This window comes from Microbacterium sp. BR1, from assembly GCF_002812725.1.
GTDB lineage: Bacteria > Actinomycetota > Actinomycetes > Actinomycetales > Microbacteriaceae > Microbacterium.
On record NZ_NMUN01000004.1, the window covers coordinates 852,161 to 870,664 of the forward strand.

The 18,504-nt window shown below is 66.8% G+C and carries 17 protein-coding genes; 4 read left to right on the top strand and 13 right to left on the bottom strand.

The annotated features are described in order from the left end of the window. Positions 1-19 precede the first annotated feature (19 nt). From zwf to pgl, 3 genes are read left to right on the top strand one after another with little or no spacing between them, the layout of a single operon-like run. Positions 20-1,570: a glucose-6-phosphate dehydrogenase gene (zwf, locus tag CGU35_RS08265; protein WP_100811019.1), complete on the top strand. Its 1,551-nt coding sequence runs from the start codon at positions 20-22 to the stop codon at positions 1,568-1,570. Continuing rightward, positions 1,567-2,517: a glucose-6-phosphate dehydrogenase assembly protein OpcA gene (locus CGU35_RS08270; RefSeq protein ID WP_100811020.1), complete on the top strand. Its 951-nt coding sequence runs from the start codon at positions 1,567-1,569 to the stop codon at positions 2,515-2,517. Before zwf ends, CGU35_RS08270 begins: the two co-directional genes overlap by 4 nt. Next, positions 2,507-3,298, top strand: coding sequence for a 6-phosphogluconolactonase (gene pgl / locus CGU35_RS08275; RefSeq protein WP_100811021.1), 792 nt, complete (start codon positions 2,507-2,509; stop codon positions 3,296-3,298). Before CGU35_RS08270 ends, pgl begins: the two co-directional genes overlap by 11 nt. Positions 3,299-3,320: 22 nt before the next feature. Here the strand turns inward: pgl and CGU35_RS08280 are convergent, their stop codons facing one another. From CGU35_RS08280 to CGU35_RS08330, 11 genes are all read right to left on the bottom strand, one after another. Then, positions 3,321-3,677 (bottom strand): RNA polymerase-binding protein RbpA, encoded by a 357-nt coding sequence (locus tag CGU35_RS08280; protein ID WP_100811022.1) that lies wholly within the window; start codon positions 3,675-3,677, stop codon positions 3,321-3,323. Between the two features lies 1 nt (position 3,678). Continuing rightward, the gene (gene secG / locus CGU35_RS08285) at positions 3,679-3,906 is read right to left on the bottom strand and encodes a preprotein translocase subunit SecG (protein ID WP_374935760.1); all 228 of its coding nucleotides are present in this window, start codon (positions 3,904-3,906) and stop codon (positions 3,679-3,681) included. An 83-nt stretch (positions 3,907-3,989) separates the two neighbouring features. Further along, positions 3,990-4,802, bottom strand: coding sequence for a triose-phosphate isomerase (gene tpiA / locus CGU35_RS08290; protein WP_100811024.1), 813 nt, complete (start codon positions 4,800-4,802; stop codon positions 3,990-3,992). Then, entirely contained in the window at positions 4,790-6,007 is a 1,218-nt protein-coding gene (locus tag CGU35_RS08295) for a phosphoglycerate kinase (protein ID WP_100811025.1), read from the bottom strand. The genes tpiA and CGU35_RS08295 overlap by 13 nt, the downstream gene beginning before the upstream one ends. A gap of 9 nt (positions 6,008-6,016) precedes the next feature. Continuing rightward, positions 6,017-7,027, bottom strand: a complete 1,011-nt coding sequence (gene gap / locus CGU35_RS08300; RefSeq protein WP_100811026.1) for a type I glyceraldehyde-3-phosphate dehydrogenase — start codon at positions 7,025-7,027, stop codon at positions 6,017-6,019. Positions 7,028-7,149: 122 nt separating this feature from the next. Then, complete coding sequence (locus CGU35_RS08305) at positions 7,150-7,776, bottom strand: superoxide dismutase (RefSeq protein WP_100811027.1); 627 nt, start codon at positions 7,774-7,776, stop codon at positions 7,150-7,152. A gap of 142 nt (positions 7,777-7,918) precedes the next feature. Next, positions 7,919-8,896 carry a DNA-binding protein WhiA gene (gene whiA, locus CGU35_RS08310; protein WP_100811028.1) on the bottom strand — a complete coding sequence of 326 codons (978 nt, stop codon included), beginning with the start codon at positions 8,894-8,896 and terminating at the stop codon, positions 7,919-7,921. 41 nt (positions 8,897-8,937) lie between these two features. Next, positions 8,938-9,816, bottom strand: a complete 879-nt coding sequence (gene rapZ, locus CGU35_RS08315) for an RNase adapter RapZ (RefSeq protein ID WP_100811029.1) — start codon at positions 9,814-9,816, stop codon at positions 8,938-8,940. A 26-nt stretch (positions 9,817-9,842) separates the two neighbouring features. Beyond that, positions 9,843-11,786, bottom strand: coding sequence for an excinuclease ABC subunit UvrC (gene uvrC, locus CGU35_RS08320; protein WP_232711192.1), 1,944 nt, complete (start codon positions 11,784-11,786; stop codon positions 9,843-9,845). A 2-nt stretch (positions 11,787-11,788) separates the two neighbouring features. Continuing rightward, positions 11,789-14,674 carry an excinuclease ABC subunit UvrA gene (gene uvrA, locus CGU35_RS08325; protein ID WP_100811030.1) on the bottom strand — a complete coding sequence of 962 codons (2,886 nt, stop codon included), beginning with the start codon at positions 14,672-14,674 and terminating at the stop codon, positions 11,789-11,791. 79 nt (positions 14,675-14,753) lie between these two features. Then, on the bottom strand, positions 14,754-15,194 hold the full coding sequence (locus CGU35_RS08330; protein WP_100811031.1) for a MarR family winged helix-turn-helix transcriptional regulator: 441 nt from the start codon (positions 15,192-15,194) through the stop codon (positions 14,754-14,756). A 37-nt stretch (positions 15,195-15,231) separates the two neighbouring features. Here CGU35_RS08330 and CGU35_RS08335 point away from each other — a divergent pair, with 37 nt between their 5' ends. Next, positions 15,232-15,456, top strand: coding sequence for a hypothetical protein (locus CGU35_RS08335; RefSeq protein ID WP_100811032.1), 225 nt, complete (start codon positions 15,232-15,234; stop codon positions 15,454-15,456). Between the two features lie 158 nt (positions 15,457-15,614). On the opposite strand, the gene uvrB is transcribed toward CGU35_RS08335, so the two are convergent. Together uvrB and coaE are read right to left on the bottom strand one after the other, a co-directional pair. Beyond that, on the bottom strand, positions 15,615-17,711 hold the full coding sequence (uvrB, locus tag CGU35_RS08340; protein WP_100811033.1) for an excinuclease ABC subunit UvrB: 2,097 nt from the start codon (positions 17,709-17,711) through the stop codon (positions 15,615-15,617). 82 nt (positions 17,712-17,793) lie between these two features. Continuing rightward, entirely contained in the window at positions 17,794-18,402 is a 609-nt protein-coding gene (gene coaE / locus CGU35_RS08345; protein WP_100811034.1) for a dephospho-CoA kinase, read from the bottom strand. Between the last annotated feature and the right edge of the window lie 102 nt (positions 18,403-18,504).

Consider the following 18,504-nt stretch of genomic DNA (forward strand, 5'->3'; position numbering starts at 1 on the left):
ACCAGAGAGGCACACCCGTATGCCCATCGAGATCTCGCGCGGGCACAATCCGCTGCGCGACCCGGACGATCGTCGTCTGAACCGCATCGCCGGTCCGAGCGCCCTCGTCATCTTCGGCGTGACAGGCGACCTGTCCCGCAAGAAGCTCATGCCGGCGGTCTATGACCTGGCCAATCGCGGCCTGCTTCCGCCCGGGTTCGCCCTGGTGGGGTTCGCGCGTCGCGACTGGGAAGACCAGGACTTCGCGAACGTCGTCCACGAGGCCGTCAAGCAGTATGCGCGCACGCCGTTCCGCGAAGAGACCTGGCGACAGCTCTTGCAGGGGATTCGATTCGTCTCGGGCGAGTTCGACGACGCGGATGCGTTCCGTCGCCTGCGCGAGACCGTCGAACGACTCGACATCGAACGCGGGACGATGGGCAACCATGCCTTCTACCTCTCCATCCCCCCGAAAGACTTCGCGATGGTGGCGAAGCAGCTCCGGGACTCGGGACTGGTCAACGAGAATGCGAACGGGGACGACGCGTGGCGCCGTGTCGTCATCGAGAAGCCGTTCGGGCACGACCTCGCCTCGGCGCGGACGCTCAATGACGCTCTCGAGGTTGCGTTCCCGGCGGATTCGATCTTCCGGATCGACCACTACCTCGGCAAAGAGACGGTCCAGAACATCCTGGCCCTCCGGTTCGCCAACGAGCTGTTCGAGCCCCTCTGGAACAGCAACTACGTCGACCACGTGCAGATCACGATGGCCGAAGACATCGGCGTGGGTGGCCGCGCAGGTTACTACGACGGGATCGGCGCGGCACGCGACGTCATCCAGAACCACCTCCTGCAACTGCTCGCCCTGACCGCGATGGAGGAGCCCATCTCGCTGTCGGCACACGACCTGCGCGCGGAGAAGGAGAAAGTCCTCGCTGCCGTGCAGCTGCCCGCCAATCTCGCGGAGGCGACCGCTCGCGGTCAGTACGCCGGCGGATGGCAGGGCGGCGACAAGGTCGCCGGGTTCCTGGAAGAGGACGGCATGGACTCGGCGTCGACGACCGAGACGTTCGCGGCGATCAAGCTCGAGATCGCGACCCGCCGCTGGTCAGGTGTTCCCTTCTACCTCCGCACGGGCAAGCGCCTCGGCCGTCGTGTCACCGAGATCGCCGTCGTCTTCAAGAGGGCGCCGCAGCATCTGTTCCTGCGCAGCCAGACCCTCGAACTCGGGCAGAACGCCCTCGTGATCCGGATCCAGCCCGACGAGGGCGTCACCATCCGATTCGGCTCGAAGGTTCCGGGCGCCGGCACGCAGGTGCGCGACGTCACGATGGACTTCGGCTACGGGCATGCTTTCACCGAGGCGAGCCCCGAGGCATACGAACGCCTGATCCTCGATGTCCTGCTCGGCGAGCCGCCGCTGTTCCCGCGTCACGAAGAGGTTGAACTCTCGTGGCGCATCCTCGACCCCGTCGAGGAGTTCTGGGCCGCCCAGGGTGGACCGCTGGAGCAGTACAGTCCCGGGTCGTGGGGCCCCGCTTCCGCGGAAGAACTCCTGGCCCGCGATGGACGAGTCTGGAGACGCCCATGATCATCGAGATGCCCGACACGACCGTCAGTCAAATCGCCAAGGCCCTCGTCAACGCCCGCGAAGAGGGCGGTGTGGTCGCGCTCGGCCGTGTACTCACGCTCATCATCGCAACGCGGCACGGTCTCGAAGAAGACGCCATCGAGGCTGCGAACGACGCCTCGCGCGAGCATCCGATGCGGGTCATCGTGCTGATGGCGGACACTCAGGGAGAACCTCGACTGGATGCGCAGATTCGTGTCGGCGGCGACGCCGGGGCGAGCGAGGTCATCGTGCTGCGCGCCTCGGGGGCCGCGGCGTCGAACGAAGAGAGCCTCGTCACCGGTCTGCTCCTGCCCGACGCGCCTCTGGTGGTGTGGTGGCCGGATCAGCCGCCGCGAAAGCCGTCGGATTCGCCGCTCGGGCGGATGGCTCAGCGCAGGATCACAGATGCCTCGACCGCGCCGCAGGCCGCCGATCGCCTCTCCATCCTGGGCGCGAACCATGCTCCGGGAGACACCGATCTCGCGTGGACCCGTCTCACCCACTGGCGCGAGCAGCTCGCCGCGGTTCTCGACCAACCGCCTTTCACCCCCATCACGGGTGCCGTCGTGCGAGGTGCGAGCACGTCGCCCTCGACGGCACTCCTCGCAGCGTGGTTACGTCTCAAATTGAACGTCCCCGTGACCTGGGAATACATGCCGCCCGACGAGTGGGTGGACGGTATCAAGTCGGTGGACCTGCAGCGCGAGGGCGGAGACATCCTGCTCGAACGTTCCTCCCCGACGGTCGCCTGCCTGACGCAACAGGGTCAGCCGCAGCACGACCTGGTTCTGCCGCGACGCACCCTGCGGGAATGCCTCGCCGAGGAGCTTCGTCGGCTCGATCCCGACCTGCTGTATGGTCGTGTGATCACCGAGGGCTGGGAGCTTCTGGACCCGCCCGTCAGCCGGGAGCCGCATGTCGACTGAGAACCTCACCGACCGTCGCGTCATCGTCAGCGCGGACCGCGACACGGTTTTCGCCGCGGTCGCGCGCCGCATCGTCGAGAAGCTTGCCGTGTTGAGCGTCGAACGCCCTCTCGTGCATGTCTCGATCACCGGTGGACGTGCGGGGGTCAGCGTTCTCTCCGCGATCTCGGGCCATCCGGGGGTCGAGCTCGTCGACTGGTCGCGCGTGCATTTCTGGTGGAGCGACGAACGCTACGTTCCCGAGGCATCTCCGGATCGCAATGCTCTGCAGGCCCGAGACGCTCTGCTCACGCGCCTGTCCATACCGAGCAAGAACGTGCACGAGGTCCTCGCGTCCGATCGGTCGGAATCGGCGGAGGCCGCCGCAGAGGCGTACTCCGCCGAGCTCGCAGGCTTCGCGTCGTCGGACGATCCCACGGCCGGCGCGTGGCCGAGCTTCGACATCTGCCTGCTCGGAGTCGGACCGGATGCGCACATCGCATCACTGTTCCCCGACCGTCCCGAGATCGGGGTCACCGACCGGGCGGCCGTGGCCGTGTACGACTCCCCCAAGGCTCCACCGGTGCGCGTAACGCTGACGCGCCCGGTCATCAATGCATCACAGCGCGTATGGCTGGTCCTCACGGGGTCCGAGAAGGCGGCCGCACTCGGTCTCGCCCTCGCCGGAGCCAGCTACATGAGCGTCCCGGCCGCTGGCGCAAAAGGCCGTCACCGCACACTGTTCTTCGTCGACGCGGACGCCGCGGCCGAAGTACCCGCGGAACTCATCGATCCCGACTGAGTTCGTGAGGCACCGAGCGGACTCAGCCGAGGCCGCGACGCTCGCGCAGGGCGCGCAGGGCGTCGTCGAGGAGCGCGGCGGCCTCTTCGTCCGTGCGACGCTCCTTCACGTAGGCCAGGTGCGTCTTGTACGGTTCAGCCTTCGCGAGTGACGGCGGGTTGGCCTTGTCGCGCCCGGCCGGGAGACCCGAGTGCGGGCTGTCGATCGTGTCCGGGATCTCGTCCTCGGGCACGCCTGCGGCGAAGTAGCGAACCGTCTCGTTGCCGAGCGCGTCCCAATAGGGGACGGCGACGCGCTCCGCGTGGTATCCGTGGTCCTGTTCGCCCATCGGGCCCGCACCCACCCGGGTGCCGCGGATCGCGTTTCCGCCAGTAGCCATGTCAGATCCCCTGGAACTTGGTGATGAGGCCGAGTGCGACGATCGCAACGAACCACGTCAGGGCGAGCACGATGGTGAATCGGTTGAGGTTCCGCTCGGCGAGCCCCGACGACCCGAGGGACGACGTCATGCCGCCGCCGAACATGTCGGAGAGCCCGCCACCACGTCCCTTGTGGAGCAGGATCAACAGGGTGAGCAAGAGGCTCGTGATGCCGAGGATCACCTGCATCACGAATTCGATAATCTGCACCGGTAAAGCCTTTCAGAGCACCCGTCGGGCGGGCGCAACGTCCTCAAGTATAGGCGGAGAGCCTAGACGCCCACGTGCTTCTGGTAACGGATGATGGCGGCGAAGTCGTCGACCTTCAGACTCGCGCCTCCCACGAGCGCCCCATCGACATCGGGCTCACGCATGAAGCCCGCGATGTTGCCCGCGGCAACCGAGCCGCCGTAGAGGATGCGCGTTGCCGCTGCCGCGTCGTCGCCGAGCGTTTCTGCGACAACCGCGCGCAGCTTCTCGCAGACCTGCTGGGCCTGATCGGGCGTCGCCGCCTGGCCCGAACCGATGGCCCAGACCGGCTCGTACGCCACAACAACCTCGGTGCCGGCCGCGATATCGGCCAGAGCCGCCTTCAGCTGTGCGACCGGGACGGCGCTCGCACCGTGGTTTTCGAGATCCTCGGCTGTCTCACCGACGCAGATCACGGGGACGAGACCGTGCTTGAGGGCCGCCTTGACCTTCGCCGCCACGACATCGTCACCCTCGGCGTGGTACTGACGTCGCTCCGAGTGTCCGATCAGGACATACCTGCAGCCGAGCTTCTTCAGAAACTGGCCCGAGATCTCTCCCGTGTAGGCGCCGGAGTCGTGCACCGACAGGTCCTGGGCACCGAGCGAGAACTCGATCTTGTCGGCAGAGATCAGCGTCTGCACACTCCGCAGATCGGTGAAGGGCGGGAACACGGCGACCTCGACTGAGCCCGCGTCGTGCTTGGCATCCTTCAACGCCCAGTCGAGCTTCTGCACGAGTGCGATCGCCTGCTGGTAATCGAGGTTCATCTTCCAGTTGCCGGCGATCAGCGGTGTACGCCCCTGACGCGCGGCGTTCTGCGTCACTGTTCCCATCCGAGGACCTCCAGTCCGGGGAGCTTCTTACCCTCGAGGAATTCCAGGCTGGCTCCGCCGCCCGTCGAGATATGACCGAACTGGTCGTCCGAGAATCCGAGCTGACGGACGGCGGCAGCGGAGTCTCCGCCGCCGACCACGCTCAAGCCATCGACCTCGGTGAGCGCTTTGGCAACGGTCTTCGTGCCGGCGGCGAAGGCCGGCATTTCGAACACGCCCATCGGGCCGTTCCAGAAGACGGTCTTGCTGTCACGAATGAGTTCGGCGAATCGGGCCGCGGACTCCGGGCCGATGTCCAGACCCAGGCCGGAGGCGCCGAACGGGGTGTCCTCCATCGCGTCGGCCGCCGTCACGACATGCTCGGCATCCGCGCCGAACTTCGACGCGACGACGATGTCCGTGGGCAGCACGAGCTCGACGCCCGTATCCCTGGCCCGCTGCACGTACTCGCGCACGATGTCGAGCTGATCGGTCTCGAGCAGGCTCGACGCAACCTTCAAACCCTCCGCCGCGAGGAAGGTGAAGACCATGCCTCCACCCACCAGGATGCGGTCGACGCGCGGGAGCAGGTGCGATATCACGCCCAGCTTGTCACTGACCTTCGACCCACCGAGCACCACCGTGTAGGGACGCTCAGGGTTCTCCGTCAGCCGGTCGAGCACATCGAGCTCGGCCTGGATCAGCAGGCCCGCAGCGGACGGCACCAGCTCGGCGAGCTCGTACACGCTCGCCTGCTTGCGGTGCACGACACCGAAACCGTCCGAGACGAGCGCGTCACCGAGCGCCGCCAGGCGTTCCGCGAATGCGCGGCGCTCCGTGGCATCCTTCGACGTCTCGCCCGGCTCGAAGCGCAGATTCTCGAGAACCGCGACATCGCCGTCCTCGAGGGCCGCCACGGCCTCCCGGGCGGACTCACCCACCGTGTCACGTGCGAACGCGACAGGCTTGGCGAGCAGTTCCGACAGTCGCTGCGCTACCGGCTCGAGGCTGTACTTCGGGTCGGGAGCACCATCGGGACGACCGAGGTGGGAGCAGACCACGACGCGGGCACCGCGCTGGATCAGGGCGTTCAGGGTCGGCAGCGACGCACGCACGCGGCCATCGTCCGTGATCTGACCGTCCCGGAGGGGGACGTTCAGATCACAGCGGACGATGACACGCGTGCCGACGAGCGACCCCAGCGAATCGAGAGTGCGCAGGGGCATCAGCGGAACCTACAGACGTTCGCCGACGTACTCGGTGAGGTCGACGAGGCGGTTCGAGTAGCCCCACTCGTTGTCGTACCAGCTGGAAACCTTCACGAGGTTGCCGCTGACGTTGGTGAGCTCGGCGTCGAAGATCGACGAGTGCGGGTTGCCCTGGATGTCGCTCGACACGATCGGGTCCTCGGTGTACTCGAGAATCCCCTTCAGGCGCCCCTCGGCCGCAGCCGTCTTGTAGACGGCGTTGATCTGGTCGACGGTGAGGCCCTCGGTGGGCGTGACGATCGTCAGGTCGACGATCGAGCCGGTGGGAACCGGAACGCGGTACGACGAGCCGCTGAGCTTGCCCTGCAGCTCCGGCAGCACGAGGCCGATGGCCTTGGCGGCACCGGTCGAGGCGGGGACGATGTTGATCGCGGCACCGCGTGCACGGCGCAGATCGCTGTGAGGGCCATCCTGCAGGTTCTGGTCGGCCGTGTAGGCGTGAGCGGTCATCATGAAGCCGCGCTCGATGCCGAACGCATCGTTGAAGACCTTCGCGAGGGGCGCGAGGCAGTTGGTCGTGCACGACGCGTTCGAGATGATGACGTCGGTCTCGGGGTTGTAGGTCTCTTCGTTGACGCCCATGACGATGGTCGCGTCGTCGCCCGTGGCGGGCGCCGAGATCAGGACCTTCTTCGCGCCACCGGCGATGTGCTTCTTGGCGTCCTCGGCCTTCGTGAAGCGACCGGTCGACTCGATCACGATGTCCACGCCGAGCTCGCCCCAGGGCAGGTTCGCCGGGTCACGCTCTTCGAAGACGCGGATCTTCTTGCCACCGACCGTGATGGAGTCGGCGTCGTAAGACACGTCCTCCGCGAGCGGGCCGCCGACCGAGTCGTACTTGAGCAGGTGCGCGAGGCTCTTGTTGTCGGTGAGGTCGTTCACCGCCACGATTTCCAGGTCAGCGCCCTGCGCGAGCGCCGCGCGAAGGTAGTTGCGTCCGATACGGCCGAAGCCGTTGATGCCGATCTTGACAGACACGGTGTCTCCCGATTCTCGTGGCGCGGGGCGGCGCCTTTAGGTGCGCGGATACGCGCTTTTCGGATGAAGGAGGACGCCGGATCCCTCGACTCAGCAAGGGCTCAGCGGCGTCCTCGCCTCCGTCACGACATTACCAGCAGACCCGCAGTCTTCTCGCGGGCGGTCTCGAAGCGGGTCTGAACGTCAGCCCAATTCGCGATGTTCCAGAACGCCTTCACATAGTCGGCGCGGACGTTCTTGTAATCCAGGTAATAGGCGTGCTCCCAGACGTCCAGCAGCAGGAGCGGGACGGTGCCCGCGGCGAACTGCGACTGCTGGTCGAAGAACTGCTGGATGATCAGGTTCTGGCCGATCGAATCCCAGAACAGGCCGGCCCAGCCGGAACCCTGCACACCGAGGGCGGCGGCGGTGAAGTGGGCGGCGAACTTGTCGAACGAACCGAAGTGGTCGTCCATCGCGGCCGCGAGCTCGCCGGTGGGCTTGTCTCCGCCGTTCGGCGAGAGGTTGGTCCAGAAGATCGAGTGGTTCGTGTGTCCACCGAGGTTGAAGGCGAGATCCTTCTCGAGCTTGTTCACGAAGGCGAAGTCACCCTTGTCACGCGCCTCCGCCAACTGCTCCAGCGCCGTATTGGCACCGGTCACGTAGGCCTGGTGGTGCTTGTCGTGGTGCAGCTGCATGATCGAGGCACTGATGTGCGGCTCGAGAGCGGCGTAGTCGTAGGGAAGTTCGGGCAGCGTGTAAGTCGCCATAGTCGTATTTCCTCCTGTCGGTGCCACGCTTCGCGCGGCGCGGATGACGTTCTCATCCTATCGATGGGCAACACCGAGACCAGGGCCTTGCTTCCCGATCCGGGCATCTGTACGGGCGCCCGCCGCACCGATGGCGCTTCGATCAGGCGTCGACGTCAGCCGGGATACCCGCCTCTGTGCCGGGGATGCCCTCGTCCTCGGCACGCTTGTCGGCCATCGCGAGCAGACGTCGGATGCGTCCCGCGACGGCATCCTTCGTCAGCGGCGGATCGGCGTGGTGGCCGAGCTCATCGAGGCTCGCCTCGCGGTGGGCCAGGCGCAGCTCTCCCGCCTCGCGCAGATGGTCGGGGATTCCGGGCCCCAAGATCTCGAGGGCCCGCTCGACACGCGCACACGCGGCAACGGCGGCCTGGGCTGAACGGCGCAGATTGGCGTCATCGAAATTGACCAGACGGTTCACACCGGCGCGCACCTCACGGCGCTGGCGGAGCTGCTCCCACTCGGCAGCGGCACGCTGGGCTCCCATCGCCTGCAGGATGGCGCGGATCGCCTCGCCGTCGCGCACCACGACGCGGTGCACTCCGCGAACCTCACGGGCCTTCGCGGCCACGCCCAAACGATGCGCCGCCCCGACGAGCGCCATGGCGGCCTCGGACGAGGGGCAGGTCACCTCGAGCGCGGCCGAGCGACCGGGATCCGTCAGCGTACCCGCGGCCAGAAACGCCCCGCGCCAGATGGCCGCGAGGTCGTCGCGGGACCCGGTCGTCAGCTTGTTCGGCAGCCCGCGAACGGGACGACGACGCTGATCGAGAAGGCCCGTCTGGCGCGCCAGCGTCTCACCGCCGTCGATGACCCGGACGACGAAGTGACCCTCTTGGCGCGACGACGATGCCTGCACATGCCCGAGCTCGGGACGGACGCCGTAGAGCTCGACCAGGTCACGAGCCGTGCGGCGCGCGAGAACCTCGGAGTCGAGTTCCGCCTCGATGGCGATCCTGTTCGCGATCGAGTGCAGACCGCCGGAGAAACGCAGCAGCGACGTCACCTCGGCAACGCGCGCCGTCGCACGTGGGTCGCGGATGGCTACCAGTTCGGCCTTGACATCGGCGGTGAGTGGCAACCTGCGCTCCTCGGATCGGGTCGGACGTGAACCCGCCTAGCCTACTCGCGACCGAGATCGCGATGCTTCACGCGCACGGCGACTCCGGGCACGGTAGACAGCCGAGCGGCCAGCTGCTCCGCCATCGCGACGGAACGGTGCTTGCCGCCGGTGCACCCGACGGCGACCGTGGAGTGGCGCTTGTTCTCGCGTTGATACCCGGCCAGAACGGGCGCCAGAGACTGGGCGTACGCATCCAAGAACTCCATCGCACCCTCTTGCGCGAGCACGAAGTCGCGGACGCGCCCATCCTGTCCGGTGAGGTGGCGGAGCTCCTCGTTCCAGAACGGGTTCGGCAGAAACCGCATGTCGGCGACCAGGTCGGCGTCGGGCGGCACGCCGTATTTGAACCCGAAACTCTGCACCGTGATGGTGTGGCGGGCCGAACTCTCCTCGAGGAACAGCTCGGATACGGTCGTCGCGAGCTGATGGATGTTGTACGCGCTGGTGTCGATGATCAGATCGGCACTCTCGCGGATGGGCGCCAGGCGTCGACGTTCGCGCTGGATTCCATCGAGGATGGTTCCTTCCCCCTGCAGGGGGTGCGGGCGCCGGACCGCTTCGAAACGACGGACGAGCACCTCGTCCGAGGCGTCGAGGAACATGAGACGCACCTGACGACCCTTACGCAGAGCGTCCATCACATCGGGAAGGTCCTCGAACAGACCCCTGCCCCGCACATCCACGACGGCCGCCACCCGGGGCAGAGCGCCGGCGGCGAGACCGGTGATGTCGAGCAAGGGCCGCAGCATCTGCGGCGGCAGGTTGTCGACGACGTACCAGTCGAGGTCTTCGAGCGCGTTGCCGACCGTGGATCTTCCGGCGCCGGACATACCGGTCACCACGAGGACCTCCCCCGCTCCGCCGCCCGTGTCCGTCATCGCTCCAGTCCCCATCAGCCCGGCTCCTAGCCTACTGACTCGGCGAGGGGCGGAAGGTTCGCGCCCTCCGCGGCCGCCGCCACCTCGGCTGCGTCTCGCAGGCGCGTCTGGATCGTCGCCGCGAGCTTGGGACCGATGCCCTTCACCTCGGTGATCTCCTCCGCGCTGGCACGCCTCAGTGCGGCGACCGATCCGAAGTGCCGCAGCAACACGCGGATCCTCTCGGCACCGAGGCCGGGGATCTCGGCGAGGACGCTCTGGATGTCCTTCCGGCGACGGGAACGCTGGTGCGTGATCGCGAACCGGTGCGCCTCGTCGCGCAGGCGCTGCAGCAGATAGAGCGCCTCACTCGTGCGCGGCAGGATGACGGGGTACTCGTCGCCGGGCAGCCAGACCTCTTCCAACCGCTTCGCGATTCCGCACAGCGCGATCTCTTCGTGGCCGGTGTCCGCGAGAGCCCGCGCGGCCGCCTCGACCTGAGGTCGCCCCCCGTCGACCACGAGAAGCTGCGGAGGGTAGGCGAAACGTGGTCGCTTGCGCACCGTACCCTCGACCTCGGGTTCCTCCGGGCGGTCGAGATAGGCGAGTCGGCGCGTGAGGACCTGATGGATGGAGTCCGTGTCATCGGTCGTCTCGGCGATCGAGAACGAGCGGTACTGGTCTTTGCGGGGTAATCCATCCTCGAAGACCACCATCGATGCCACGACGTTCGAGCCGCTCAGGTGCGACACATCGAAGCACTCGATCCGCAGGGGCGCTTCGGCCAGCCCGAGCGCTTCTTGCAGGTCCGTGAGGGCTTGGCTGCGGGCGATGTAGTCGCTGGTGCGTCGCGTCTTGTGCAACATGAGCGCCTGCTGGGCGTTGAGATTGGCCGTGCGCTGCAGATCGGCCTTGCGCCCCCGCTGCGCCGTTTGCACGGTCACCGGACGACCGCGCCTCTCGCGAAGCCACTCCTCGAGTTCCGTCGCATCCGGGGGCAGAACCGGAATGAAGACGCGACGCGGGATGTCCGCTGCCGCGGCGTCGCCGTACGCGCGTTGCAGGACCTGATCGACCAGGTCCCCGCCCTCGATGTCGAGTTCCTTCTCGATCGTCGATGCCCGCACACCGCGGATACGGCCGCCCCGGATGACGAAGTGCTGGACGGTCGCGGCGAGTTCGTCCTCGGCGATACCGAACAGGTCCGCATCGACGTCTTCGCCGAGGACGAGCGCGCTGCGTGACAGCACGGCGTCGACGGCGGCGAGCTTGTCTCGATACGTGGCCGCGCTCTCGTAATCCATGGCCGCCGAAGCCTCGCGCATGCGAGCCGACAACTGGGTGCGGAACCGCTGGTCGCCCCCCGACATGAACGCGACGAAGTCGTCCACGATCGCGCGATGCTCTTCGATCGTCACCTTCATCGAACACGGCCCACCGCACTTGCCGATCTGCCCCGGGAAACAGGGTCGGCCGGTCTGCATCGCTTTCCGATAGCTGGAGTCGCTGCACGTCCGGATGGGGAAGACCTTGATCATCAGGTCGATCGTGTCGTGCACTGCCCAGATCTTCGGATAGGGGCCGAAGTACTTCGCTCCCTTGATCCGGCGGTTGCGGGTGACGACGACGCGGGGAGCCTCGTCACCGAGCGTGATCGCCATGAACGGGTAGGACTTGTCGTCGCGGTAGCGCACGTTGAAGGGCGGATCGAATTCCTTGATCCACATGTACTCCAGCTGGAGTGCCTCGACATCGCTGCCCACGACCGTCCACTCCACGGAGGACGCGGTCGTCACCATGCGGCGCGTGCGCTCGTGGAGCGTGTGCAGCGGGGCGAAGTAGTTGCTCAGACGGGAGCGCAGGCTCTTCGCCTTGCCCACGTAGAGAACGCGCCCGGAAGAATCGCGGAATCGGTATACACCGGGGTTGGTCGGGATCTCACCGGCACGGGGACGATACGGCAGCTGGGGCCGGGATGACGCAGCGGCCACGGCTACCCCGCCTTGCGCTGCTCGCGCTGACCCAGCACCTCCGCCAGGAAGGCACCGGTGAAGCTGTTCTCGTTGCGTGCCACCTGCTCGGGCGTTCCCGTCGCGACGATCTGGCCACCGCCCGAGCCACCCTCGGGGCCGAGGTCGATGACCCAGTCGGCCGACTTGATGACATCCAGGTTGTGCTCGATCACGATGACGGTGTTGCCCTTGTCGACGAGCCCACCGAGCACCTCGAGCAGGCGACGGACATCCTCGAAGTGCAGTCCCGTGGTGGGTTCATCGAGCACGTAGATGCTGCGTCCGTTGCTGCGGCGCTGGAGTTCGGTGGCGAGCTTGACGCGCTGCGCCTCTCCCCCGCTGAGCGTCGTTGCCGACTGGCCGAGCCGGACATATCCGAGTCCCACGTCCACCAACGTCTTCAGGTAGCGGTGGATCGCCTGGATCGGCTCGAAGAACTCGGCCGCCTCCTCGATCGACATCTCGAGGACCTCGGCGATGTTCTTGCCCTTGTAGTGCACCGCTAGCGTGTCGCGGTTGTAGCGCTTGCCGTGACACACCTCGCAGTCGACGTAGACGTCGGGCAGGAAGTTCATCTCGATCTTGATCGTTCCGTCGCCCGAGCACGCGTCGCAGCGCCCGCCCTTGACGTTGAAGCTGAAGCGTCCCGGCTGGTAGCCGCGTACCTTCGCCTCGGGCGTCTCGCTGAAGAGCGTGCGGACGCGGTCGAACACTCCGGTGTAGGTGGCCGGATTGGAACGCGGTGTGCGGCCGATCGGGTTCTGGTCGACGTGCACGACCTTGTCGAGATCGTCCAGGCCGGTGACGCGCGTGTGCTTGCCGGGAACGGTGCGGGCGCCGTTCAGGCGCGACGCCAACACCTGGTAGAGGATGTCGTTGACGAGCGAGGACTTGCCCGAGCCGCTCACCCCGGTGACGGCCGTGAGCACCCCGAGCGGGAAGTCCGCGCTGACGTTTCGCAGATTGTTCTCACGGGCGCCGACGACCGTGATCTTGCGATTCTTGTCGAACTTGCGACGCTTGGTCGGTGTCGGGATCTCACGGCGGCCGGCCAGATAGTCGCCCGTCAGCGAATTCTCGTCCGAGAGCAGAGCCTCGTAGGGCCCGGAGTGGACCACGGTTCCTCCGTGCACACCCGCGAGCGGTCCGATGTCGACGACCCAATCGGCGGCCTGGATCGTCTCTTCGTCGTGCTCGACGACGATCAGGGTGTTGCCGAGGTCGCGCAGCGTCTCGAGGGTGCGGACGAGGCGCCGGTTGTCGCGCTGATGCAATCCGATCGAGGGCTCGTCCAGGACGTAGAGCACGCCGGTCAGCCCCGAACCGATCTGCGTCGCGAGGCGGATGCGCTGTGCCTCGCCACCGGAGAGGGAGCCTGCCGAACGGCCGAGGTTGAGATAGGTGAGTCCGACCTGCAGCAAGAAGTCCAGGCGCACCCGGATCTCACGCAAGACCTGCGCCGCGATCTTCGCCTCGCGTTCCGTGAGCTGCAGGGTCTGCATGAACTCGCGTGCGTCCGACAGGCTGAGCCCGGTTACCTCGGCGATCGAGTGACCGTGCACCTTGACGGCGAGCACCTCGGGCTTCAGGCGTGTGCCCTCACAGACCGGACATGGAACCTCGCGCAGGAACTCGCCCCACCGACCGCGCTGGGTGTCGGACTCGGCCTGCAGCCACTGACGTTCGATGTAGGGCACGACGCCCTCGAACCCCGAGGCGTAGCGCATCTCGCGCCCGTACCGGTTCTTCCATTTGACGGTGACCTTGTAGTCCTCGCCACGCAGAACCGCCTCGCGGACCGACTCGGGCAACTTCCGCCACGGGGTGTCGAGCGAGAAATCGAGGTCGCGAGCGAGCCCCTCGAGCAGCCGCTCGTAGTACTGGAAGAGCCCCTTGCCCTGCGTCGTCCAGGGCACGATGACGCCCTCGCGGATCGACGCGGATTCGTCGCCGAGCAGGAGCTCGACGTCCACGGCCATGCGGGTGCCGAGCCCCGAGCACTCCGGGCACGCACCGAACGGTGCGTTGAACGAAAAGGTGCGCGGCTCGATCTCGGTGAGCTGCAGGGGGTGTCCGTTGGGGCAGGAAAGCTTCTCGGAGAAGCTCTGCCATGCGGCATCACCCTCTTCGTCGACGAAGTTGACCTGCATCACGCCGCCGGCGAGGCCCAGCGCCGTCTCGACCGAGTCGGTGACGCGACCGAGGATGTCGGGACCCGCCACCAGTCGGTCGACCACGACGGCGATGTCGTGCTTGTAACTCTTCTTGAGAGTCGGCGGTTCGGCGAGCTGGATCAGCTCACCATCGACGATCGCGCGCGAGTAGCCCTTGGCTCCGAGTTCGCGGAACAGGTCGACGAACTCACCCTTCTTCTGACTCACGATGGGCGCGACGATCTGATAGCGCGTGCCCTCGGGGAGTTCGACGAGCTGATCGGCGACCTGCTGGACCGTCTGGCGCTGGATGACCTCACCGCAGACGGGGCAGTGCGGGACACCGATGCGTGCCCACAGCAGACGCATGTAGTCGTAGATCTCGGTGATGGTGCCCACGGTCGATCGCGGGTTGCGGTTGGTCGACTTCTGATCGATGCTGACGGCCGGGCTCAGCCCCTCGATGAAGTCGACATCCGGGCGGTCGACCTGCCCCAGGAACTGCCGCGCATAGGCGCTCAACGACTCGACGTAGCGGCGCTGCCCTTCGGCGAAGATCGTGTCGAACGCCAGGCTCGACTTTCCCGATCCGCTCAGGCCCGTGAACACCACCAGCGCATCGCGTGGAATCTCGAGGTCGACGTTCTTGAGGTTGTGAACCCGAGCGCCTCTGACGCTCAGTTTCGAGGGCGCGGCAACGGGGACGATAGGCACCCGTCAAGTGTAGGAGCGGCCACCGACACCGGCTTCGCGGTTCGCGGTCAGCGGAGACACCGAGCGCATACGCTCCTCGTCACAGCCGGCCCGCGCGCCCGGCGAAGGGAGCCAGGGCATCGCGCAGCGCCTCGACTTCTCCCACCTCGAGACCGACGGCCTCCATCACGCGCCCCGGGACCTGGAGAGCGAGCTCTCGCAGCTCACGCCCCTCGTCCGTGAGATCGATGAGCAGCACCCGCTCGTCGGACGTCGATCGCCGCCTGGTCACGAGACCATCCGCCTCGAGCCGCTTGATCAGGGGCGACAGGCTCGCCGGCTCGAGTGCGAGCTCTTCCGCGAGTGCACCGAGTGACCACGGTGCGTCCTCCCAGAGCGCCAGCATGACCAGGTATTGCGGATGCGTCAGCCCGAGCGGTTCGAGGATCGGCCGGTAGATCGACACGACGTTCCGCGCCGCGGTCACGATGGCGAAACACACCTGGTTGTCGAGGCGCAAGAGGTCATCTTTGCTGTGCATCAGGCCAGACTAGCAATTAGTTAGTACACTAATTGTCATGACACACAAGATCCCGTTGCGCCAGCGCATCCGGGAAGCGGGCGGCCTGTACCAGTGGTTCAACGCGTCGTTGATCCGAGTCGCCGGTCCCGCCGCGGTAGGACCCTACGATGACGACGCGGCACAACCCGTCAGACCGGCGCCGTGCCCGATCTGCCGTGCCCCCATGGACGCCCACACGATCGACCGCACCGGACCGAAGCCGCTGCTGCACTGCCCGTAATACGCCGCGCCCGGGATCTCTCTCCCGCGACGGATACACGAATCCGCATCGGCTGCGTGCATCGAAACCGCGGACGTCAATGAGTGGCGCCATCGTGCGATGGGCAGTCGTGTCGCGGCGGCTCGGGAACGTCACCCCGAGGCAGACGGCTCAGCGGATCAGGCGTGCCCGGCCCGCTCCATCGCCCGAAGCTCGCGCTTGAGGTCTTGCACCTCGTCTCGTAGCCGGGCGGCGAGTTCGAACTTGAGTTCGGAGGCGGCCGCCAGCATCTGCGCGCTCAGATCGCCGATCGTCGCCTCGAGCTGGTTCGCTCCCTCGGCCGCGATCCCCTGGTGTCCCTTCGTGCTGAGCGACCGTGGCGTGGGCGCCTTGCCCCTACCCTGGGACGCTCCGCGACCGGCCTCGCGCTTCGAGAGCATCTCGGCCGTGTCTGCGCCCTCGCGCGCCAGCACCTCCGTGATGTCCGCGATGCGCTTGCGCAGCGGGGTGGGGTCGATGCCGTGCTCGAGGTTGTACGCCACCTGCTTCTCACGGCGGCGATCCGTCTCGTCGATCGCCTTTCTCATCGAGTCGGTCATCGTATCGGCGTACATGTGCACCTCACCGGAGACGTTTCGAGCCGCGCGACCGATCGTCTGGATCAGGGATGTCCCGGAACGCAGGAACCCCTCCTTGTCGGCATCGAGGATCGAGACGAGCGACACTTCGGGCAGGTCGAGGCCCTCACGCAGCAGGTTGATGCCCACGAGCACGTCGTACACGCCGGCCCGCAGCTCGGTCAGCAGCTCGACGCGTCGGAGGGTGTCGACATCCGAGTGCAGATAACGGACCCGCACTCCGTGTTCGCCCAGGAAGTCCGTCAACTCTTCCGACATCTTCTTCGTCAGGGTCGTGACGAGCACGCGCTCGTCACGTTCGACACGGAGGCGGATCTGCTCGAGCAGGTCATCGATCTGTCCCTTGGCGGGCTTCACGATGATCTGGGGGTCGACGAGACCCGTCGGGCGGATGATCTGCTCGACGACGCCGTCGGCGATGCCCATCTCGTAACGACCCGGGGTCGCCGAGAGGTACACCGTCTGACCGACGCGGTTCTTGAACTCGTCCCACCGGAGCGGGCGGTTGTCCATCGCGCTCGGCAGACGGAATCCGTGGTCGACGAGTGTGCGCTTACGAGAGGCGTCCCCCTCGTACATCGCGCCGATCTGCGGCACGGTGACGTGCGACTCGTCGATCACGACGAGGAAGTCGTCGGGGAAGAAGTCGAGCAGACAATGGGGCGCCTCGCCCGGCGCGCGCGCATCGATGTGCCGCGAGTAGTTCTCGATTCCCGAGCAGAAGCCGAGCTGCTGCATCATCTCGAGATCGAAGGTGGTACGCATGCGCAACCGCTGCGCCTCGAGCAGCTTGCCCTGACCCTCGAGCTCTTTCAGCCGCTGCTCGAGCTCGGTCTCAATCGTGCCGATCGCGCGCTGCATGACATCGGTGCCCGCGACATAGTGGGAGGCCGGGAAGATCGGGACGGCATCGAGCTTCTCGAGAACGTCGCCCGTGAGCGGATGCAGCCGGTACAACGCCTCGATCTCGTCGCCGAAGAGCTCGATGCGGATCGCGTACTCCTCGTACACCGGGATGATCTCGATCGTGTCGCCGCGCACGCGGAAGTTGCCGCGCGAGAAGTCGACGTCGTTGCGGTTGTACTGCATCGAGATGAACTTGCGGATCAGCGCATCGCGGTCGTACCGCTCCCCCACCTGCAGGGCCACCATGGCGCGCAGGTACTCCTCGGGGGCACCGAGGCCATAGATGCACGAGACGGTCGACACCACGACGACATCGCGCCGCGACAGGAGCGAGTTGGTCGTCGAGTGCCGCAGGCGCTCGACCTCGGAGTTGATCGAGCTGTCTTTCTCGATGAACGTATCGGTCTGCGGCACGTATGCCTCGGGCTGGTAGTAGTCGTAGTACGAGACGAAGTACTCGACCGCGTTGTTCGGCATGAGCTCACGGAACTCGTTCGCGAGCTGCGCGGCGAGCGTCTTGTTGTGGGCCAGGATGAGCGTCGGGCGCTGGACCTGCTCGATGAGCCACGCTGTCGTGGCCGACTTGCCGGTACCCGTCGCACCGAGCAGCACGACGTCGGTCTCACCCGCGTTGATGCGCTGAGCCAGGTCCGCGATCGCGGTCGGCTGGTCGCCCGAGGGCTGATACTCGCTGACGACCTCGAAGGGCCGCACGCTGCGCGTGGTCTGCATGCTTCGAGCCTATGCGGGGGTTCCGACACCGGGCCCGGTGTTCGCGCACCGCGCACGCGCCGGACGCGCGGCCCGCACCGGATCAGCTCCGATCGGGGGTGGTCAGCCGGTTCCACAGCTCGTCGGCCTGCGCGAGCGTCTGTTCGATCGGTCCGGACGTGTCGATCACCACGTCCGCGATCGCCAGGCGCTCGTCGTCGCTGACCTGCGCGGCGATGCGCGCCGCGGCCTCCGTCTCGCCCAGGCCCCGCTCCTCTCGCAGGCGCTGAACGCGGAGCGACGCGGGCGCGTGCGCAACGACCACGAGATCCCAGGGATCGCTGCCGCGCGCCTCGACGAGGAGGGGGACGTCGTAGACGATGACCGCGTCCGGATCGGCGGCACGGGCCTCGGCGAACCGGGCGTGGGAGAGAGCACGGACCGCCGGATGCACGATCTCGTTCAGGCGCGCGATCTGGGCGTCGTCTCCGAACACGACGGCCCCGAGCGCGGCGCGATCGAGCGTTCCGTCCGCACGGATGACGTCCGTGCCGAACTCCTCGGCGATGCGGGCGAGCACGGGAGATCCGGACTGCTGGACCTCGCGCACCAGCGCGTCCGCGTCGACGACGACGGCACCGTGCTCGGCGAGCCGGCGGGCGATCGTCGACTTTCCCGCGGCGATGCCGCCGGTGAGGGCGATGAGTGGCATGGATCGAGCATGCCACGCCTGGCAGCAACGTCGGAAAGCGACCCCGTGAACCTCAGGATCGGCTCAAGACGCGACCTGAACACGACCCTGAGCAAGGGCTGA